This window comes from Aurantimicrobium minutum (assembly GCF_029894165.1).
GTDB classification, from domain to species: domain Bacteria; phylum Actinomycetota; class Actinomycetes; order Actinomycetales; family Microbacteriaceae; genus Aurantimicrobium; species Aurantimicrobium minutum_A.
In genome coordinates this window covers 699,088-717,948 of sequence record NZ_JARXXU010000001.1, presented here as the reverse complement: position 1 = coordinate 717,948, position 18,861 = coordinate 699,088, and the positions used below count along the sequence as shown (strand labels likewise).

The window sequence follows — 18,861 nt, the reverse complement described above, 5'->3', positions numbered from 1 at the left end:
GAGACGTCACGGAGGATAACGATGAGTGATCGCATTGTGGTCATTGGTGAGGCTCTCATCGACCTCATTCAGCAGGCTGACGGCAGCTACCAGGCGAAGCCCGGTGGCGCCCCTGCGAATGTGTCGATTGGGTTAGCGCGCCTGGGCGCCAACGTCAGCTTCGCTGGCCGGATGAGTAACGACAAGTTCGGCCAAAAACTGCATGACTGGCTCAGCCCCGAAAACATTGACCTCTCCCTCGTGGAGCGCACCAGCGACCCCACGTCGCTGGCTGTGGCATCACTGGATGCCCAGGGTAAAGCTAGTTACAGCTTCTACCTCAAGGGCACAGCAGACTGGGGCTGGACGCTCGGTGCCTTCCTGCACCTCGAAGTCGACCCACCCGCGGCTCTCGTGATTGGGTCGGTGGCTACGGCCATCGAACCGGGGGCGTCCGTGATCGAGAACTTGGCAGGGCACCTTCATTCCACGCAGAGTTCGACCGTGGTTATCGACCTCAACATTCGTCCGGGCTTGGGTTTCGAACGTGAAAGTGAAACGATTCGCGTGGAGCGCCAAATCAAGCTTGCACACATTGTGAAAGCTTCCGATGACGATTTGGCGTGGCTCTATCCTGACCGCACCCCCGTCGACACCGCACGCCTCTGGGCAAGTCAGGGTCACCACGTCATCATGACTCGTGGCGCTGACGGCGCAACGCTCTTTTCTCCCACCGGAGACACCGTGAGTGTGAAAGCTCCAGTGATCGATCTTGTTGACACCGTTGGTGCCGGGGACTCGTTCCTCGGCGCAACCCTCTATGGCCTCCAGCAGCGAGGTGCCTTGGGCGGCAACGCAGAAGAACTCCTGGCCACCGTGACCCTCGACGACTGGATCAACCTGCTCACTCTCGCAGCAGAGGTCGGTGCCATCACGTGTTCCCGAGCTGGATGTAATCCGCCCACGCTCGCGGAACTAGGCTTAGAAGCCTGATGCTGGCTCAAATACTTATTACCCAAGGAATTCTTCTTGCCTGTGTACTCCTGGGATGGTATGCCGGTCGTTTCATTCACAAAATTGCAGACAAACGCTTTGGTGAGGAAGATCTTGCCGGGCGTGAACTCGGACGCTTAACTGACACCCTGGCCTTCGTGGGAGGTGCAGTCGGTATTTTGCTCGGACTGCTGCTCAGCTTTGCGGTTGCTGACTTCGATGACACGAAGACCAGCATCCAGACAATGGGACGCAGTAGTCTCACCATTTTCTCTGCCGCCGAATCGTTAGAGGCAGACCAACGTCAAGAAATCAGACGCGATGTCATCTGCATCCTGCGTTCTGCTGTGGCAGATGACTGGGATGCCATTGGCAATAACGAACGCGGTGGCTCTCCCATCACGACGCAGTGGCTCCTCGCACTCAACACCGATGTCAGCACGGCCTCTCTCGATACCGTCCAGCAACAACAAAACTTTCCTGGGCTACTGCAAGGGACCATTGACCTGACCACAGCCCGTGAGGAGCTGGTCATGGGCAACTCGGCGTTGATCCCTTTTGTGGTGTGGCTAGTGATTTACTTTTCCAGCTTCATCATGAGCGCCCTGTTAGCCATGCACTTAGCCGACCGGAAGGTCATGGCCAGGATCTCAGCAGGAATGGCGTGGGGCATCCTGGCCGTCATATTGTTTGCACTGACGGTTCTTGATGCGCCGCTAGCCCCCGTGATGGGAACACCCTCCCTCGAACCTGCACCCATCATTGAAACTCTTGATGTACTCAAGGAATCTTTCCCCGATGAAGCATTGTGGGCTGAATGCCCACCGAGCCCTCCCGGTTCATAACGTCGACTTAGCTTCTGAGCCAGTTCTCCACGCGAAGACCTGGCACTCGTTCGAATTCACGAATGTTGGCCGTGACGAGTGTGAGCTTTCGGGCACGTGCTTGTCCAGCAATGCACACATCAAACGGACCTATGGGTGTTCCTTCGCGAGCAAGTTCCGCCCTTAACATTCCGGTTTCGTAAGCGTCTGCCTCTGAATATTCAAGGGTGGAGATGATACTCAGCAGTGACCTTGTCATGATGAGATTGTTCTCAGGTTGACGAGATCTCGCGACCCCGTAATACATTTCCATCACAGAAATAGAGGAAATTCCTGAACCAACGACCACGTTCTGAATTCTTTCCGCCAGGTGTTCATCGCGGTTTCGCTGAAGGTGGATGAAGATGTTCGTATCAAAGAGATACCCCATCAGTCGAACATTCCTGGCTTGTCATCAGGCATCGCAGGCTGTTCTCGGTCAACCATAAAGTCTTCGGAGAAACCTGGCCCGGTCAGCGCCCATGCCACCACGCTTTTCCCCTTGGGCACGATGACTCGCGATTCACCTTGAACGATGATGTCCACTTCGGTGATGTCAGCAGGGAAGGCTACATCCTTCGGCAAACGCACCGCTTGGGTGGTGTTGTTATAGAAGATTTTGCTGGTCGCCATGAGCTTCTCCTTGTATATGTTAAAAGTATATACAAGGTCTTTCCTGAGTTTCATGAAGCAATTTATGCATGCCACGCAAGGCTTACAGGCAGAAACTTAGAAACCTGTGGAGAAAATATGCGGTAACCCGCATGTGAAGCGAACTTACGCAGCCCCATCAAACATTGACGTAACGGAACCTTCTTCGAAAACTTCGTGGATGGCGCTTGCCAGCAGAGGTGCGATGGGAAGAATGGTGAGCTTCTCAAAACGCTTCTCTTCTGACACGGGAAGAGTGTCGGTGACGACAACTTCGCTAATGAATTCAGACTGCAGAATTTCGGTAGCGGGGTCAGAGAAGACCGCGTGAGTGGCAGCCACAACAACACCTGTTGCACCGGCAGCGACGAGTGCTTCAGCTGCCTTGACGATGGTGCGCCCCGTGTCGATCATGTCATCCACCAACAGGCAGACGCGGCCTGATACTTCACCCACGATTTCGTGCACGGTGACCTGGTTGTGAACCTTGGGGTCGCGACGCTTGTGAATGATGGCCAGTGGTGCGCCTAACTTCTCACTCCAGATATCTGCCACACGTACACGGCCCATGTCGGGAGAGACAACAGTTAGCGTGCTGGGGTCCAACTGCGCACGGAAGTGCTCGAGCAGAACAGGCATCGCGAACAGGTGGTCCACGGGACCATCAAAGAAGCCCTGGATCTGCGCTGCGTGGAGGTCCACGCTCATGATGCGGTCAGCACCAGCGGTCTTGAACAGGTCGGCCATCAGACGCGCAGAGATGGGCTCACGGCCACGACCCTTCTTGTCCTGGCGGGAGTAGGGGTAGAAAGGGGCCACCACGGTGATGCGCTTGGCGGATGCACGCTTGAGTGCATCAATCATGATGAGGGTCTCCATGACCCATTCGTTGATGGGGGCCGTGTGGGACTGCACCACGAAAACATCGGCACCACGGACGCTGTCGTCATACCGGGCATAGATTTCACCGTTAGCAAAGGTGCGCAGGTCAGTTCCGGAGACATGGGTTCCGAGTTCGCTGGCAACCTCTGCAGCCAACTGAGGGTGTGCACGTCCACTCACAATGACGAGCTTCTTCTTCGTAGACACTGATATTTCTGACACTGAAGGCCTTTCGAAGGGGGTGAGACTCGTTATGGAGGGTGTTACTTAGCCTCGTCAGCAGCCTGGGCTGCCGCGGTGCCGGGACGGTTGGCCTGAACCCAGCCGTCCATGTTGCGTTGTGGTGCCACGTTGATGGCGAGGGCACCGGCGGGGACATCCTTCCGGATAACCGCACCTGCACCGCTATACGCTCCATCGCCAATACTAATTGGCGCAACGAAGGTGTTGTGAGATCCTGTTCGAACATGAGACCCCACGGTGGTGTGGCTCTTGGTCACACCGTCGTAGTTCGCAAAGATTGTTCCCGCGCCGATGTTACTGCCGTCACCGATAGTGGCATCGCCGACATAGGACAGGTGTGGAACTTTGCTGCCGACACCGATGTGGGCATTCTTTGTCTCCACAAAAGTGCCAATCTTGCCGTCTGCATCCAGATAGGTTCCAGGGCGCAGGTACGAGAAGGGCCCGACGGAGGCATTCGCGCCGATGACCGACAGCGTCGCGTCGGTGCGCTTGATTACCGCTCCTGCCCCAACCTCCGTATCAAGCAAGGTGGTGTCGGGGCCAATGACGGCACCGGTTTCGACCACAGTTGCACCCAGGAGCTGGGTCCCGGGCTTGATTTCCACATCGGGAGCCAACTGCACCTGAATATCAATCCACGTCGTGGCGGGATCGGTGATGGTGACTCCGGCGAGCTGCCAGCCGCGCACGATCAATCCGTTGAGAAGGCCGGCGGCACGGGAAAGCTGGGCACGGTCGTTGATTCCTTCAACCTTCCACGAGTCCAGAATCTCCACAGCCGCCACAGTGGCTCCTGCCTCGCGGAGCAAACCGATGACATCGGTGATGTATTTCTCACCTTGTGCGTTATCCAGTGTCAGTTTCGACAGCTGTTCACGCAACTGCGGTGCTGAAAAGACGTAAATACCAGCGTTGATTTCTTTGACAGCGAGCTCGGCCGCAGAAGCGTCCTTGTGCTCGACCAGCTTTTCCAGGTGGCCATCAGCAGAGCGAATGACACGGCCATATCCCGTGGCGTCATCCAAGACAGTGGAGAGGACAGTTCCGGCGGCCTGCGTCGCACGGTGGTGTTGCACGAGCCCCAGCAGGGTTTCTGCATCCAGTAATGGGACATCTCCGTTGACCACGAGCACGTCACCCGCAAAACCAGCAGGGAGAGCAGCTAGTGCAAGCTCCACAGCACGGCCGGTGCCAGGGATCTCATCCTGATCCACGATGATGCTCTGAGGCAGGTCGATCTCAATAACTTCAACAAGACGGTCACGTTCGTGTCGCACGACGGAGACCACATGAGCTGCATCAAGCTGGCGGGCAGTGGCGAGCACATGGGAGACAACCGAAACACCACCAAGTTTGTGAAGCAACTTGGGCGTGGAGCTCTTCATCCGAGTTCCTTGACCCGCGGCAAGGACAACAATTGCGAGCTGTGCGTCGGCCAAGGTTTCTCCAATAAATACTCGGGGAGCTCCGCCACCAGGATTCGAACCTAGACCAACAGATCCAAAGACTGTTGTGCTGCCTTTACACTATGGCGGACTGTGGGTTCTCTTTGAGGAAACCCACATGTACAGTCTGCCAGATGTGAGCGGAAGTAAGTTTCGCTCTAGCGAGCGTCCCCTGTTTCTACGGCAGCGTCATCCTCGACTTTGACTAATTCAAAAACGATCTTGTACCCCGCTGCGCGGGCATACCTCTGAACGGTGTCGATACGAGGGCGCGAACCTAAACTTTCAATCTCGCTCACTGCGGACTGTTTCGATTTCATTCTGTTCGCAATATCTGTCTGGGTGAGACCAGCCTCTTTCCGCCGGAGGACGAGTAGATCGAGCATGTCCCAATATGCATTAAAGTCATCGTTTCCGGCCAGTACTTCTGGTGAATCCCAATCGGTTTCAGGAAAAATTGCCCTCAAACCAGTGATGTCTTGATCCATGGTCTTCCTATCGGTATTTAGTGATAATTCTATTGATATTTGGTCAGCCGTCAATGGAAAGCCACTTGTGTTTTCGTGAAATTGCGAGATCTATCCATGCAGGAGGTGTCTTGGGCGTTTTCTTAATTGCCGCGAGGACAACAATGTGGAGGGGTGGCTCAGTCACCATGAAATACAGAAGTCGAAGAATCCGCCGCTCCAGCCTGACCCGAACCTCCCAAATATCCCGGCCCAAATAGTCCACATCACCTACGAGGGACTCGGACCGCGAAATTCTCATCAATGTGCGTTCTACAGAATGCTGCTCCGCTTCGCTCAGTCTGATCTTCCGCAATTCCTGCACCACCACCTCCCTCCCCATCGGTGAGACGTAAAACACCCACGGAATTATCTTCTGCACACCCGGAACTTAGGTAAGTGAGAAGGCTACACATCCACAAACTCAGAGATCCGTGGACACATGACGCCAATTCAGACTGTGCGGGACTAGTCCACGACAACGCGAGATAATGAATGCATGGCCCCCGAGAACGACGAAGTTGACCGCATTGTGCAGTCCTGGAAGCGTGAACGCCCCGACTTAGACTTCTCTCCCCTCCAAGTTCTCTCCCGCGTTGGCCGTTTAGCCAAAATGCTGGACCGTGCCCGCAAGGACGCGTTCCACAAATCCAAGCTGGAATCCTGGGAATTCGACGTCCTTGCCGCTCTCCGCCGGGAAGGCTCTCCCTACCAGCTGAGCCCCAAGGCTCTCCTGCAGCAGACGCTGGTTTCCAGCGGCACCATGACAAACCGCATCGACCGTCTGGTGGACAGCGGTTTGGTGGTGCGCCGGGAGGACCCTCACGATGGCCGTGGTGTCCTGGTCGAAATGACCACAGCTGGCCTGACGCGGGTGGATGCGGCCATTACTCGTCTCGTAGATGCAGAAGCGTTACTTCTGGCATCTCTTTCTAAGCCTGAACAAAAGCGTCTGGCAGAATCACTCCGCCGACTCAGTATCGACGTCGACACCCAAGACGCCCACGACTAATACCAAGGGGAATCATGTCTACCACTGCACCTGCACGCCCAACCTTCACCTTTGACGGTGGCGCGGGAACCTATTGGGGAACCCAGATCCTGGCTTTCCTCATCACGGTGTTCACGCTCGGGATTATGTATCCGTATGCTCTGGTGCTGGTGGAGCGCTGGCGCTGCAAGCACTCGTTCATCGATGGCCGCCCCATGGTTTTCGAAGGTAAAGCATTAGGCCTCTTTGGTCACTGGATCAAGTGGTTCCTGCTGATCATCATCACCATCGGCATCTATGGTTTCTGGGTCGCCCCACGCCTACAGAAGTGGATCTGGGAAAACACCGCCTACGGAGATGTTTCAGCCCACAACTAGTGCCCGAGGAGATCGCTGAGTTCTAACCAGCGCATCTCGAGATCTGCAATGGTGCCCTCGCACTTACTGATCTGCTCGGAATACTGACCTAGACCCACGTAGTCATTCTGGTCGTGTGCGGCCATTTTGACGTGGATCTCTGCAACATCTGCTTGCTGTTTGGCAATCTTGCGCTCAATGGAGCCAAATTCCTTTTCCGCATTGCGCAGTTCTGCACCAGCAAGCTTGGGCTGTGGCTTATTCATGGTGGCGGTGGCCTGTGCTGTGACAGAGATGCTGGGAGCAGCCATCTGCTTGGCCCGCAGGGCCAAATACTGATCCACGCCATTAGGCAGGTGGGTGAAGTGACCTTCGAGCACGGCGTATTGATTGTCCGTGATGCGCTCGAGCAAGTAGCGGTCGTGAGAGATGACGAGCAGCGTGCCCGGCCAGGTGTCGAGGAGATCCTCCATGGCGACCAACATGTCTGTGTCGAGGTCGTTGGTGGGCTCATCCAAGATCAGCACGTTGGGCTCATCCAGCAGAATCAACAGAAGCTGCAACCGGCGCTTCTGACCACCCGACAGGTCCTTGACCGGGGTGGAGAGCTGGGCTGACGTGAAGCCGAGACGCTCTAAGAGCTGGCCCGGCGTCATTTCCTTGCCACCGACGGTGTAGGTGGTGCGCTTTTCAGCGACCACGGCACTCACCCGCATGTCCTGGACCGCAGTGAGTTCATCGAGTTGCTGGGTCAAGGTGGCAATCTTCACCGTCTTCCCGCGCTTCACGCGGCCTGAGGTGGGCTGGACGTGGTCGGAGACCAGGCCGAGCAAGGTCGATTTACCGGCACCGTTGACACCCAAAATGCCGGTTCGTTCACCTGGCGCAATTCGCCAGGTGACATCACGTAACACCTGCTTCTCGCCATAGCTGACGGAGACATCTTCGAGGTCAACGACGTCCTTACCTAGTCGCTGCATCGCCATCGAAGACAGCGTGATCGAGTCGCGAACCGGAGGTTCGTCTTCGATCAAAGCATTCGCTGCCTCAATGCGGAACTTGGGCTTCGCCGTGCGGGCAGGAGCACCTCGGCGCAGCCAGGCTAGTTCCTTCTTCATCAGGTTTTGACGCTTCGCTTCGCTCACGGCCGCCATGCGATCGCGTTCCACGCGCTGGAGCACATAGGCGGCATAGCCGCCCTCAAAGGGCTCCAGGATGCGGTCGTGGACTTCCCATGTTGCCGTAGAGACCTCGTCGAGGAACCACCGGTCGTGGGTGACGACCAACAGTCCGCCCTGTCCGTTGGGCCAACGCTTCTTGAGGTGCCCGGCAAGCCAGGAAATACCTTCCACATCCAAGTGGTTGGTGGGCTCGTCGAGGAAGATGACATCCCAGTCGCCAGTGAGGAGGGCCGCCAGGGCCACGCGGCGACGTTGACCACCAGAGAGGTCACCCACCTTGGCATCCCAGGGGATATCCGTGACGAGACCGGTCAAGACATCGCGCACCTTGGGATCTCCGGCCCAGACATGCTCTTCAATACCGCCGACGATGGCTTCGCCCACCGTGAGGGTGCCATCAACTTCATCAGACTGGTCCAACATGCCGAGGGTGATCCCGCCTCGGCGGGTGACGCGGCCCTCATCGGGTTCGAGGCGGCCGGCCAAAATCTTCATCAGCGTTGACTTGCCGTCACCGTTACGACCGACGACACCAATACGGTCACCATCATTGATGCCGATGGTGATGCCGTCAAAAATGACGCGCGTGGGGAATTCAAGGTGGAGGTTCTCTCCACCTAACAAGTGCGCCATTAGTCGTTGACCAGGCGTGCGCCGTGAACGGGACCTGACACCCGCAGCACGCGGTGACCGGCAGCGCTCAGAGTGACCTGCAAATCGATGGCAGATTCACTATCTTCAGCCAGGAAAGCCAGTGTGGGACCCGAGCCAGAGACAATCCCGGCGAGGGCGCCGCTCTTTTCGCCCAGCTCCAGCACCTTCACCAGCGAAGGCTGGAGGTGAAGTGCAGGTGCCTGCAGATCGTTGCTTAGAGACTCGGCCAACATGTGGGGGTCTCCTGCACGCAGGGCCTGCAGCACCGCGGTGTCCACCAAGGGCGAGATGGGTGCGGGCTTAATGTCTGCGATGTGGCGTTCTCGGTGAGCATCCAGCTCGCCATAGACGGCGGGAGTGCTGAGACCGAAGTCTGCGGGCACTAACACCCACTCAAAATGTTCGTGGCTGGTCAGTACCGGGCTGAGTCGGTCACCGCGGCCCGTGCCAATGGCTGTGCCACCGGTGAGGGCAAAAGGAACGTCAGCACCGAGCTCGGCCGCCAACGCGAGAAGAGCGTCTTTGCCCAGGTTGGTTCCCCAGAGTGCATCGCAGGCGACGAGGGTTCCGGCTGCATCAGCCGAGCCGCCACCCATCCCGCCAGCGATGGGAACGTTTTTCTCAATTTCGAGACGAACACCCCCGCGGTATTTTGCCGTGCGCGCCAGCAGCTGTGCTGCTTTGATGGCCAGGTTAGAGGCGTCGAGGGGTACTCCACTGAGATCGAAAGGACCCGTAAAGCTCACCGAGAAATCATCCGCGTGATAGGCCTTGATATCTTCATACAGGCTGACGGCTTGGTAGGTCGTGGCCACGTCGTGGTAGCCGTCGTCCATGACCGCACCGACAGCAAGCGAGACATTAATCTTTCCCGGGGCTCGAACATGAGCCACTTCGCGAACACCCGTCTCGGTCATAACTCCAACCTAACTGGCAAGGGCGATCGACACGAATTCGTCGATGCCCAGCTGTTCCCCGCGAAGCGTGGGGTTGATGCCTGCCTTCTCCAACAGGGCTGTTGCTTCAGCGCTGGAACCGCACAGATCAGACAGTGCCTGGCGCAGCATCTTGCGACGCTGGCCGAAAGCACCGTCGATGATGTCGAAGGTGCGACGACGCAACGCTTCGTCACCGGGCTGGACCGCATCGCGTTCAAAACCGACCAGTACTGAATCAACATTCGGCACCGGCCAGAACACCTGACGGCTCACGTTTCCCGCAATGCGCCATTTTCCATACCAGGCAGCCTTAGCGCTGGGTCCGCCATAGACCTTGGATCCTGGGTCCGCGGCAAGGCGGTGACCGACTTCGGCCTGCACCATCACCACTCCCGAGCGGATGCTGGGGAAGTGCTCAAGGAAGTGCAGAAGAACAGGCACAGAGACGTTGTAGGGAAGATTCGCGACCAACCGGGTGGGTTCATCGGGAAGTTCCATGATCTTCATGGCGTCTTCGTGGATGACAGTGAGTTTCGCATCCGGTGCCATCTGAGCGAAGGTCGTCGGCAGTTGTGCGGCGAGACGACCATCAATCTCAACGGCAACAAGTGACGCACCGGCTTCGACGATGCCCAGGCTCAGCGAACCTAGCCCCGGCCCAATCTCCACTACGGAGTCGCCGGCTTCCACCTTGGCCACTTTCACAATCTTGCGAACCGTGTTGGCATCGATGACAAAGTTCTGCCCCAGTTTTTTGGTGGGGGTGACGTCCAAGAGTTCGGCGAGGTCACGAATCTCAGCTGGTCCGAGCAGGGTCACACTCATTCGACCAGTCCGTCCTGCCACGAGCCATACACCGTCTCGGTGTTGAACGCGATCTGGGCACAGAGATCCCCGAGGTCGGTGTCCAGCACGTCGGCAATCGCACGAACCGTCAAAGGAGTCAGATAGGGGGCGTTCGGACGACCACGGTAGGGCATGGGGGTCAAGAAAGGGGCGTCGGTCTCCACCATGATGAGCTCACGGGGAATCACGCGCAGGGCCTCGCGGAGATTTTCGTTCTTCTTGAACGTCACGGTTCCAGAGAAGGAGAGATACCAGCCGTTGTCTGCCGCAATCTTGGCCATCGCAGCATCCCCTGAGAAACAGTGGAACACCGTCTTTGCAGGCGCTCCTACGCGCAAGAGTGTTTCAATCACGTCGTCATGGGCATCACGGTCATGGATCTGCATGGCAATGTCGTGCTTCTTGGCAATGTCGATGTGAGCTTCGAAGGAGCGGCGCTGGGCAGCCAGGCCTTCGGGACCGGTGCGGAAGAAGTCCAGTCCGGTCTCCCCCACCGCACGGGTTCGGGGCCAGGCAGCCAGCTCATCGATCACCGCGAGGGCGTCATCGAGGGTGCCCGCCTCGTCGTAGTTGGGGGCTTCGTTGGGATGAATGGCAACGGCTGCGAGCATGCGTGGCTCTGCCGCGGCGACCGCGGCTGACCACTTGGATGTCTCCACGTCGCCGCCGACCTGGATCACGCCCACAATTCCAACTTCTGCCGCACGCTCGAGGTGCTCGTGATAGTCAATGGGCTCGTCGCCGTCAGAGATTTCGAGGTGAGTGTGGTTGTCGTAAACAGCAACCGGAAGCGGCTCAGGCAGCGGTGGATAGCTGAGGTCACGCTTCTGACCGTGTTCAGCTTTCGTGTCACGCTGACGGATATATGCCGATTCGGTCATACGAAAAAACTATTCAACGACTGATTCAATGCGGGGGAAGAGAGCATCAAGATCACCGACGGTGGTTCCCGCAGGAATCTGGCCCCACTGGCCCGCGTTGCGAATGGGCTGGGCTGCAAGAGCGCCCAAACCAGCCTCAACGCCGAGTGCACTCCAGAGCTTCTGGGTTGCCTCGGGCATGAATGGAGAGAGCAGCACGGCGAGAGCACGCAGACCCTCGGTGGCGGTGTTCAACACAGTGCCCAAACGAGCTGCGTTCGCAGGATCCTTGGCCAAAGCCCAGGGCTCCTGCTCCGTGATGTAACCGTTGAGAGCATCCACGATGGTCCAGATCGAGGTGACAGCGTCGTGAATAGCCAGACGCTCAATGGCTGCATCAGCTTCCACGGCTGCGGCGGCCACTACGTCCACGATGGCCTTGTCGGATGGCGTCAGCTCTCCTGCAGCGGGAACAGCGCCCTCGAAGTAGCGGGACACCATCGCAATGGTGCGCGAGGCGAGGTTACCAAAACCGTTTGCCAGTTCTGCTTGGTAGCGGGCTGCAAGGTCTTCCCAGCTAAAGGATCCGTCCTGCCCGAAGCTAATGGCACTCATGAAGTAGTACCGGAACGCGTCTGTTCCGAATGTGTCCGTGATGTCATTGGGTGCAATACCAGTGAGCTTGGACTTCGACATCTTCTCGCCGCCAACGAGGAGCCATCCGTGGCCATACACCTGGTGGGGAACCTCGATACCGGCCGCCATAAGCATGGCAGGCCAAATCACCGCGTGGAACCGCAGGATGTCCTTACCCACGATGTGAGTGGCAGGCCAGAGCGACGCAAGCTTCTCAGGGTCGCTGCCATACCCAGCTGCGGTGATGTAGTTGAGCAGAGCATCAAACCACACATAGACCACGTGGGATTCATCCCACGGGAGCTTGATGCCCCAGTCGAAGCTCGAACGTGAAATAGAGAGGTCGTTGAGCCCCTGCTTCACAAACTGCACAACCTCGTTGCGCGCAGATTCGGGCTGAATGAAGTTCGGGTTGGCTTCGTAGAGATCCAGCAGGGGCTGAGTAAAGCCACTCATGCGGAAGAAGTAGTTCTTCTCGTGCAGCGTCTCGACGGGCTTGGAGTGGATGGCACAGACGCGAATACCGGCGAACTCTCCGGTGCCATCGACGAGGTCCGAGTCCTGCTTGTATTCCTCGCAGCCCACGCAGTAGGAACCTTCGTATTCACCGGTGTAGATGTAGTCGTTGTCATAGAGGTGCTGAAGGAACTTCTTCACGGCCTCTTCGTGGCGTGGCTCGGTGGTGCGGATGAAGTCATCGTTGGCGATGTTGAGGGTACCCAGCATGGGCTTCCAAGACGCCTCCACCAGACGGTCTACCCACTCCTGAGGAGTGGCACCGTTGGCGGTGGCGGTGCGGAGGATCTTTTCGCCGTGCTCATCAGTACCGGTGAGCATCCAGGTGCGGTCTCCGGCCTGACGATGCCAGCGCGCCAGCACATCAGCAGCCACCTCGGTGTAGGCATGCCCGATGTGGGGCACATCGTTCACGTAGAAGATAGGCGTGGTTACATAAAAGCTTTTGCCGGCAGACATAACTTCTATTCTATTTCTTCAGTAGGACCACTAAATACGGCGCTATTGGGCAGCTTCGATTCCGGCGATAACAAATCTTTCAAGTGTTGATGCCTCTTCCGTAAAGGTGGCACCTTGGCTAATGCGTTTTGCCGCGGCACTAATCACCCCGAAGATCATGTTGCAGACCGCGGTGGGATTTGTAACACCTAATTTGGTCAACGGCGAAATGAGTGTTGAGAGAAAATACCCATGCATTGCACGAAGTTCTGCCCGTTTTTCTTCGGGCAGTAGCTGCATCGAGATTTCCCGAATCATGCGGTGTTGCGGACTTGCAACGTGGGCAAGTGCGTAGTGAATCCAGACCCGTATTTGTTCATCTGGGTCTGCAATTGGGGCGAGGATTCGATCTATCTCATTGCTCAAATCAGCCATATCGTTGATGAGAATTTCGCCCAAGATATCTTCGCGTGAGGAAAAGTACTGGTAAATACCTGGGCGTGAAAGACCTGTGCACTGAGAGAGACGAGGCATGGTCACCGCTTCAACTCCGCCATCCACTAATAAATCAATCGCACATTCGAGGATTGACTCTCGACGAAACTCAGCTTTGTTGGGTGACATGTCTTTCATATTTTAGGTGGGCTGGCGACTGTGAAAAGTGGACTCTATGTTTGTTTTGAAAGTCTTTGACGGCTCGTGACGCATGGCGCGCTGCATCTAAAACCTGGGCAACATCTGCATCTGAAAGAGCGTTAGAGACAAACCACGCTTCAAATGCTGAGGGCGGTATTGAGACTCCATGTTCGAGCAAAGCGTGGAAAAATACTGAAAATGCCTGGGTATCTTGCTGTTGAGCTTGGGCAAAGTTTTCCACGCCTTGTGGAGTAAAAAAGAAAGAGAAAAGATTGCCTGCGTGCTGATATGAGTGCGCAACACTTTGCTCTGTAAGGGCAGAGCTAATGCCCTGACCGATTTCCTCTGCGAGGAAATCAATCCTGCGATACAGCTCCTCGTCACACAACTCTAAGGTGGACAAGCCAGCTGCCGTAGCAACCGGGTTTCCACTGAGGGTACCCGCTTGATACACGTTACCTAATGGCGCCAGGATGTTCATGACGGTTGCTTTACCGCCCACAGCCGCAAGAGGCATTCCACCGCCTATGACTTTTCCAAAAGTGAACAGGTCTGGAGTCCATCCCTCTGCTTGACCGTATTTCCCCCACCATCCACCCCGCGAGATGCGAAATCCAGTCATCACTTCATCAAGGATAAAGAGAGCACCATGGGTTGAGGTCAGCTCTGCAATCAACGCATTGAAGCCTGGCACAGGAGGAACAACACCCATATTTGCAGGGGTCGGTTCAGTAATGACAGCTGCAATCTCGTCACCACGTAGAGAAAAGAGTTCATCAAGAGCAACAACGTCGTTGTATGGCAGCACAATAGTGTCCTGCGTTTGCCCCACGGTCACTCCCGGCGAGTTGGGCAAACCTAATGTTGCTATCCCTGAACCCGCCTGGACGAGTAAAGCATCTGAATGTCCGTGATAACAGCCTGCAAACTTCACAATCAGTGAGCGTCCCGTAGCAGCCCGGGCGAGTCGGACTGCTGTCATTACAGCTTCCGTGCCAGAAGATACAAACCTGACGCGCTCACAGGCAGGTACGCGACGAATGATCTCTTCTGCCAGTTCAACTTCACCGGGAGAGGCAGCCCCGAAAGAGAAAGAGTTCTCCAAGGTTGACCGAACCCGCCCGACCACTTCCGGATGTGCATGTCCGGCGATCATGGGGCCCCATGAACCCACCAAGTCAACGTAAGAGTTACCGTCCACATCCCAGATGCGGGAACCTTCTCCTTTCACAAAGTAACGGGGAGTCCCCCCTACTGAATTGAAAGCTCTTACGGGCGAGCTCACACCGCCTGGAATGGAGTGTTGGGCACGTTCGTGCCAGATCTGAGAACGAGAGGTAGTGGCCACGTTACTTTCCTAACTTTTCTGCGAACTCGAGGGCCCAGTAAGTACAGATAATGTCTGCACCCGCGCGCTTGACTGCGGTAAGTATCTCCAGAATTGTGCTTTCCCGATCTACAACACCAGCCGCTGCCGCAACCTCAACCATCGAGTATTCGCCGGAGATGATGTAAGCAGCCACAGGAATAGTTGTCCGCTGTGATACCTGCGAGAGGACATCCAAATAAAGCAGGGCTGGCTTAACCATCACGATGTCTGCGCCCTGCTCGCAATCCAAAAGAACTTCGTCAATCCCCTCTCCGCTTCGACGAAAGTCTTGTTGATACGTTTTCCGGTCGCCAACCAGTTGTGAGTCAACTGCATTTCTAAAAGGCCCATAAAAATTGGAGGCGTATTTCGCGCCATACGCCAAAATCCCTACGCTGCTAAAACCCGCCTGATCAAGCCCTGTCCGAACAGCCCCCACTTGACCGTCCATCATTCCGCTCGTTCCCAATAGATCTGCTCCGGCTTGAGCCAGAACTGTGGCCATCGAAACGTAGTGCGTCAATGTCGCGTCGTTATCCACCTCGCCACGGTCATCGAGTACGCCGCAGTGGCCATGGCTGGTGAATTCATCGAGACACAAATCGGCGACCACAACCATCTGATCTCCCACATGACCTCGTGCTCGGCGAATGACCCGAGACAAGATGCCATCAGAGCGGCAAGCTTGACTGCCTGTTTCATCCCGATCGAGGGGGACAGCAAAAAACATGACCGACACAATTCCTGCATCGCGGGCGGCATCTAAAACGGAAAGGAAAGATTCCTCGGTGTGTTGAAGAACCCCCGGAAGCCCTGTTATTTCCTGTGGTTCGGTAAGTCCTTCCTTGACAAATATTGGCAACATCAGGTCACTGGGATGAATGTGCACATTTGCGACGAGCTGTCGAAGCGATTCAGTTCTCCTCAAACGTCGTGGGCGGCGAGTAGTCATGCGTTTCCTTTCGCGTAATCTGCGATATCGAGTGCAACCGCTTCTGGGTCTGGGTCTTCACACACCAACACAACATTGAGTTCCAATGAACGCGCATGTTCTGCGGTGGTAGTTCCTGCACACACAACAGGAAGGCTGCTGTGTGAGGTGAAATGATCAAAAGCTCGCGCCGCGCTGGGAGAGCGTAAGAGAACCGCGTCAAACTCGTCACGCCGAATGGCTTCCAAGCTCGGAGGGGTTTGATGCCGGTAAGTGGTGTCATACAAAACTTCGGAAATGACGTCATAGCCGGCTTGGCGTAAAGCAAAATCCAGAGTTTGCATGGCCAGTGAACCGCGTGGGATAACAACTGGAGTAGGCGGGTAGTTCATCAGTTCTTCGAGAAGCGAGCGTGCATAACTGGTTTGTGCAACGACTACGTCCTCCACACCGCACGCGGTTAACTGGTGAGCCGTCTGTTTTCCTATTGCTGCATATCTCACGTGGGGGTTAGCGCGAAAGACCTCATGCAGGTTGATGCTGGGCAGAGCCTGTTCAAAAAAAGACAGCGCATTTGTGCTTGTCAACACGAACCAACACGGTTCGCCCGATATCAGCACATTGAGCATTCGTTGCGCTCCCGCCGCGTTTCTAGTGGGGGTCACCACGAGAAAGGGATCGCTGACACTTGAGATTCCCTGGGCCAAAAGCGCAGTTGCATCCACGTCGTTCCGGTGCGGACGAATCAGAAGGATGTTCATGACCACGCAGCCCGAGATGCGAGGGGATGCGCAGCGAGCTGTGCAGCAAGTTCTAAACCCAGCTCAGTTGCACTGCGCAGTGACGGATTCCTCAGCGTGAGGCGCTGTGACACGGAAGCTACCTCGCCAGTGGACTCCACCGCGAGTTCAGCTGTGAGCGACAAAAGCGAGTTTACAAAATGACCCGATGCACCGATAGCAGTTGAACAGCCGGCATTGAGCCCCAGAAGGACAGCACGCTCTGCCGTCGTGATGAGTTCTGACTCCCGATCGTTACACTCTCGAAGCAACGCGAACGTCTTTGCGTCATCTGAACGACACTCAATACTGAGTGCTCCTTGACCTGCTGCGGCAACGAACTCGGTGGTGAAATATTCACTAATTTCATCTTGCCGATGAATTCTATTCAGTCCCGCGACAGCCAAAATAGTGGCGTCAAATTCTCCGGTACGCACCTTGTGGATTCGTGTATCCACATTGCCACGAATTGAGTGCACACGAAGGTCAGGACGAACTCGACGAACAGCTGCCGCCCGCCGCGGAGACGACGTCCCCACTAATGCATCGGCTGGCAGTTCGCGAAGTGTCAGATGCCCGTTACTCACGAGGGCATCACGGGCATCTTCCCGCAATGGAACACAGGCGGTAACTATTCCCGGAAATGCGGCTGCCGGAAGATCCTTCATTGAATGAACAAGGAAGTCCACTTTTCCTTCAAGCAACGCTGACCGGAGCTCGGAGACAAACAGCCCAGGAGTCGTGGACTGACTCAGGGGTTCTGTACTGGTGTCACCCTGGGTCTGGATGTGCACTTCTTCAATAGAAATGTAGGGGTGAACTTCACAGAGGTCCGCAACGAATTTTCTTGTCTGAGTCAAAGCCAACAAACTTGAACGAGTACCCACGCGTAACTTAGTCATGTGGAGCCCCTTCCAGGTCAAAAAGCAGCCGGACAGCGTGAATGTAATCTTCCTGGTTGCCATCAACGGCAAGTTCCCGAGCTTTCACCGAGGGGGCATGCAAAATCGCGTTGGTAACTTTTCTCAGAGATTTCTGAACTTCACGAGCGGTTTCGTCCCCTGATTTTTTTCTTACATTTTCAATCTCTTCATCGACCCACAGGCCCACATGCGCGCGAAGTGCCGAAACGACGTGGTCCACAGAATGTGCGGCTAGAGCGCCCGTGAATTCCACTACAGATGAGTGGACTAACTGCCTTGCCTTGGTAAGTGATTCGACATGTTCAGGTGCTGAATTGTCTCGAATATGTTCGAGATCAATGATAAAAAACTCAGGCCGCTGGCTCAATTCCGGGGCGACATCTCGAGAAAGCGCAACATCCACCACAACCACTGGTGCAGTGTTCTTCCTAAACTCAAGCACTTGCTGCGCGATGTCCTGATCTAGGGCGTAACCTTGCGAACCGCTAGCGCTGATTGTGATGTGAGTCCGGGCAATTTCTGAAGCTAATTCCTGCCGTGTTATGGAGCGGATGCCATGCAGCTCTGCAAATTTATCTGCCCGACCAGACCGGGAGTAGACAGAAATGTCTATGACGCCACGTTTCTGCAAAGCTGCCGTCACTACGCGGGAATATGCTCCCGTACCGATGACGAGCGCCGAGGAGTGCTCCCACGAATCGATATGTTCTTGTGCAATATCAAGTGCGGTCGTCACGATGGAACGTCCCGACGCCCCAAGACCTGTTTGCGTGGTGACTGATTTGGCAACTTTAGAGGCCGTTTGAAACAACTGATTCAGTGATTTCGTGGAGAAGTTGATTTTTTGCGTGCTTGCGAGTGCCCTTTTTACTTGGCCGGCAATTTCTTCTTCACCGACAACCATCGATTCCAGACCAGCCGCGACAGAAAACAAATGCTCAGGAACTGCATCGGCGTATAACACTCGCAACATCTCATTGATATCTTGGGGAGACAAAGGCACGTGCTGCGAAATAGCGTGCGTGATGAACTCAAGTGCCGGATGAAAAAGGTCTGACTCACAGTAAATTTCGAAGCGATTACACGTAGAAAGAACGATAGCTCCTTCTAACGGTGCGCTCTCCTGGTGGAGGGAACGCAAAATTTTCGACGATGCCTGCTCTAAAAATTCCAATGTGGAAAGTGCAGAATCGTGAAAGTCAGTTCCTAGGAAAACCAATGCCACGCACTCACGCTAACAAA

Annotated in this window: 21 protein-coding genes and 1 tRNA gene; 4 read left to right on the top strand and 18 right to left on the bottom strand. The window is 55.8% G+C overall.

From position 1 onward, the window contains the following. Window positions 1-21: 21 nt before the first annotated feature. Entirely contained in the window at window positions 22-972 is a 951-nt protein-coding gene (locus tag M2119_RS03760) for a carbohydrate kinase family protein (RefSeq protein WP_280803619.1), read from the top strand. Further along, window positions 972-1,817, top strand: a complete 846-nt coding sequence (locus tag M2119_RS03755) for a hypothetical protein (protein ID WP_280803618.1) — start codon at window positions 972-974, stop codon at window positions 1,815-1,817. Before M2119_RS03760 ends, M2119_RS03755 begins: the two co-directional genes overlap by 1 nt. 7 nt (window positions 1,818-1,824) lie before the next feature. On the opposite strand, the gene M2119_RS03750 is transcribed toward M2119_RS03755, so the two are convergent. From M2119_RS03750 to M2119_RS08155, 7 genes are all read right to left on the bottom strand, one after another. Continuing rightward, window positions 1,825-2,226 carry a type II toxin-antitoxin system VapC family toxin gene (locus tag M2119_RS03750; RefSeq protein ID WP_280803617.1) on the bottom strand — a complete coding sequence of 134 codons (402 nt, stop codon included), beginning with the start codon at window positions 2,224-2,226 and terminating at the stop codon, window positions 1,825-1,827. Then, window positions 2,226-2,468 carry a type II toxin-antitoxin system VapB family antitoxin gene (gene vapB, locus M2119_RS03745; protein ID WP_280803616.1) on the bottom strand — a complete coding sequence of 81 codons (243 nt, stop codon included), beginning with the start codon at window positions 2,466-2,468 and terminating at the stop codon, window positions 2,226-2,228. Before vapB ends, M2119_RS03750 begins: the two co-directional genes overlap by 1 nt. A gap of 144 nt (window positions 2,469-2,612) precedes the next feature. Then, complete coding sequence (locus M2119_RS03740) at window positions 2,613-3,581, bottom strand: ribose-phosphate diphosphokinase (protein ID WP_432418512.1); 969 nt, start codon at window positions 3,579-3,581, stop codon at window positions 2,613-2,615. Window positions 3,582-3,631: 50 nt separating this feature from the next. Next, complete coding sequence (glmU, locus tag M2119_RS03735; protein WP_280803614.1) at window positions 3,632-5,053, bottom strand: bifunctional UDP-N-acetylglucosamine diphosphorylase/glucosamine-1-phosphate N-acetyltransferase GlmU; 1,422 nt, start codon at window positions 5,051-5,053, stop codon at window positions 3,632-3,634. Window positions 5,054-5,079: 26 nt separating this feature from the next. Next, window positions 5,080-5,150, bottom strand: a tRNA-Gln gene (locus M2119_RS03730). Between the two features lie 67 nt (window positions 5,151-5,217). Further along, the gene (locus tag M2119_RS03725; RefSeq protein ID WP_280803613.1) at window positions 5,218-5,547 is read right to left on the bottom strand and encodes a helix-turn-helix domain-containing protein; all 330 of its coding nucleotides are present in this window, start codon (window positions 5,545-5,547) and stop codon (window positions 5,218-5,220) included. Window positions 5,548-5,590: 43 nt separating this feature from the next. Beyond that, window positions 5,591-5,908 (bottom strand): type II toxin-antitoxin system RelE/ParE family toxin, encoded by a 318-nt coding sequence (locus M2119_RS08155; RefSeq protein ID WP_432418511.1) that lies wholly within the window; start codon window positions 5,906-5,908, stop codon window positions 5,591-5,593. A 156-nt stretch (window positions 5,909-6,064) separates the two neighbouring features. Here M2119_RS08155 and M2119_RS03720 point away from each other — a divergent pair, with 156 nt between their 5' ends. After that, window positions 6,065-6,577 carry a MarR family winged helix-turn-helix transcriptional regulator gene (locus tag M2119_RS03720; protein ID WP_280803612.1) on the top strand — a complete coding sequence of 171 codons (513 nt, stop codon included), beginning with the start codon at window positions 6,065-6,067 and terminating at the stop codon, window positions 6,575-6,577. Window positions 6,578-6,591: 14 nt separating this feature from the next. Further along, window positions 6,592-6,933, top strand: a complete 342-nt coding sequence (locus M2119_RS03715; protein ID WP_280803611.1) for a DUF898 family protein — start codon at window positions 6,592-6,594, stop codon at window positions 6,931-6,933. On the opposite strand, the gene M2119_RS03710 is transcribed toward M2119_RS03715, so the two are convergent. From M2119_RS03710 to M2119_RS03660, 11 genes are read right to left on the bottom strand one after another with little or no spacing between them, the layout of a single operon-like run. Then, a complete protein-coding gene (locus M2119_RS03710) occupies window positions 6,930-8,726 on the bottom strand; it encodes an ABC-F family ATP-binding cassette domain-containing protein (protein ID WP_280803610.1) in 1,797 nt (598 codons plus the stop codon). The genes M2119_RS03715 and M2119_RS03710 overlap by 4 nt on opposite strands. Then, on the bottom strand, window positions 8,726-9,664 hold the full coding sequence (locus M2119_RS03705) for a 4-(cytidine 5'-diphospho)-2-C-methyl-D-erythritol kinase (RefSeq protein WP_280803609.1): 939 nt from the start codon (window positions 9,662-9,664) through the stop codon (window positions 8,726-8,728). The genes M2119_RS03710 and M2119_RS03705 overlap by 1 nt, the downstream gene beginning before the upstream one ends. A gap of 9 nt (window positions 9,665-9,673) precedes the next feature. Further along, window positions 9,674-10,510 carry a 16S rRNA (adenine(1518)-N(6)/adenine(1519)-N(6))-dimethyltransferase RsmA gene (gene rsmA, locus M2119_RS03700; protein ID WP_280803608.1) on the bottom strand — a complete coding sequence of 279 codons (837 nt, stop codon included), beginning with the start codon at window positions 10,508-10,510 and terminating at the stop codon, window positions 9,674-9,676. Then, window positions 10,507-11,412, bottom strand: a complete 906-nt coding sequence (locus M2119_RS03695; protein WP_280803607.1) for a TatD family hydrolase — start codon at window positions 11,410-11,412, stop codon at window positions 10,507-10,509. The genes rsmA and M2119_RS03695 overlap by 4 nt, the downstream gene beginning before the upstream one ends. A 9-nt stretch (window positions 11,413-11,421) precedes the next feature. Then, on the bottom strand, window positions 11,422-13,002 hold the full coding sequence (gene metG / locus M2119_RS03690; RefSeq protein WP_280803606.1) for a methionine--tRNA ligase: 1,581 nt from the start codon (window positions 13,000-13,002) through the stop codon (window positions 11,422-11,424). A gap of 42 nt (window positions 13,003-13,044) precedes the next feature. Continuing rightward, entirely contained in the window at window positions 13,045-13,605 is a 561-nt protein-coding gene (locus M2119_RS03685; RefSeq protein ID WP_280803605.1) for a TetR/AcrR family transcriptional regulator, read from the bottom strand. Beyond that, window positions 13,586-14,965 (bottom strand): glutamate-1-semialdehyde 2,1-aminomutase, encoded by a 1,380-nt coding sequence (gene hemL, locus M2119_RS03680; RefSeq protein ID WP_280803604.1) that lies wholly within the window; start codon window positions 14,963-14,965, stop codon window positions 13,586-13,588. Before hemL ends, M2119_RS03685 begins: the two co-directional genes overlap by 20 nt. A 1-nt stretch (window position 14,966) precedes the next feature. Continuing rightward, window positions 14,967-15,938 (bottom strand): porphobilinogen synthase, encoded by a 972-nt coding sequence (gene hemB / locus M2119_RS03675; protein WP_280803603.1) that lies wholly within the window; start codon window positions 15,936-15,938, stop codon window positions 14,967-14,969. After that, window positions 15,935-16,678 carry a uroporphyrinogen-III synthase gene (locus M2119_RS03670; RefSeq protein ID WP_280803602.1) on the bottom strand — a complete coding sequence of 248 codons (744 nt, stop codon included), beginning with the start codon at window positions 16,676-16,678 and terminating at the stop codon, window positions 15,935-15,937. Before M2119_RS03670 ends, hemB begins: the two co-directional genes overlap by 4 nt. Next, a complete protein-coding gene (gene hemC, locus M2119_RS03665) occupies window positions 16,675-17,598 on the bottom strand; it encodes a hydroxymethylbilane synthase (protein WP_280803601.1) in 924 nt (307 codons plus the stop codon). The genes M2119_RS03670 and hemC overlap by 4 nt, the downstream gene beginning before the upstream one ends. Continuing rightward, window positions 17,591-18,844 carry a glutamyl-tRNA reductase gene (locus M2119_RS03660; protein WP_280803600.1) on the bottom strand — a complete coding sequence of 418 codons (1,254 nt, stop codon included), beginning with the start codon at window positions 18,842-18,844 and terminating at the stop codon, window positions 17,591-17,593. Before M2119_RS03660 ends, hemC begins: the two co-directional genes overlap by 8 nt. Between the last annotated feature and the right edge of the window lie 17 nt (window positions 18,845-18,861).

Excerpts from the sequence above, each read along its gene's own strand:
- M2119_RS03720 (WP_280803612.1), top strand. The coding sequence starts at position 6,065 with ATGGCCCCCGAGAACGACGAAGTTGACCGCATTGTGCAGTCCTGGAAG.
- M2119_RS03750 (WP_280803617.1), bottom strand. The coding sequence starts at position 2,226 with ATGGGGTATCTCTTTGATACGAACATCTTCATCCACCTTCAGCGAAAC.
- M2119_RS03760 (WP_280803619.1), top strand. The coding sequence starts at position 22 with ATGAGTGATCGCATTGTGGTCATTGGTGAGGCTCTCATCGACCTCATT.
- hemC (WP_280803601.1), bottom strand. The coding sequence starts at position 17,598 with ATGACTAAGTTACGCGTGGGTACTCGTTCAAGTTTGTTGGCTTTGACT.
- metG (WP_280803606.1), bottom strand. The coding sequence starts at position 13,002 with ATGTCTGCCGGCAAAAGCTTTTATGTAACCACGCCTATCTTCTACGTG.
- M2119_RS03755 (WP_280803618.1), top strand. The coding sequence starts at position 972 with ATGCTGGCTCAAATACTTATTACCCAAGGAATTCTTCTTGCCTGTGTA.
- M2119_RS03670 (WP_280803602.1), bottom strand. The coding sequence starts at position 16,678 with ATGAACATCCTTCTGATTCGTCCGCACCGGAACGACGTGGATGCAACT.
- rsmA (WP_280803608.1), bottom strand. The coding sequence starts at position 10,510 with ATGAGTGTGACCCTGCTCGGACCAGCTGAGATTCGTGACCTCGCCGAA.
- M2119_RS03705 (WP_280803609.1), bottom strand. The coding sequence starts at position 9,664 with ATGACCGAGACGGGTGTTCGCGAAGTGGCTCATGTTCGAGCCCCGGGA.
- M2119_RS03715 (WP_280803611.1), top strand. The coding sequence starts at position 6,592 with ATGTCTACCACTGCACCTGCACGCCCAACCTTCACCTTTGACGGTGGC.
- M2119_RS03725 (WP_280803613.1), bottom strand. The coding sequence starts at position 5,547 with ATGGATCAAGACATCACTGGTTTGAGGGCAATTTTTCCTGAAACCGAT.
- M2119_RS03695 (WP_280803607.1), bottom strand. The coding sequence starts at position 11,412 with ATGACCGAATCGGCATATATCCGTCAGCGTGACACGAAAGCTGAACAC.
- vapB (WP_280803616.1), bottom strand. The coding sequence starts at position 2,468 with ATGGCGACCAGCAAAATCTTCTATAACAACACCACCCAAGCGGTGCGT.
- M2119_RS03710 (WP_280803610.1), bottom strand. The coding sequence starts at position 8,726 with ATGGCGCACTTGTTAGGTGGAGAGAACCTCCACCTTGAATTCCCCACG.
- hemB (WP_280803603.1), bottom strand. The coding sequence starts at position 15,938 with ATGACTACTCGCCGCCCACGACGTTTGAGGAGAACTGAATCGCTTCGA.
- M2119_RS03685 (WP_280803605.1), bottom strand. The coding sequence starts at position 13,605 with ATGTCACCCAACAAAGCTGAGTTTCGTCGAGAGTCAATCCTCGAATGT.
- M2119_RS08155 (WP_432418511.1), bottom strand. The coding sequence starts at position 5,908 with ATGGGGAGGGAGGTGGTGGTGCAGGAATTGCGGAAGATCAGACTGAGC.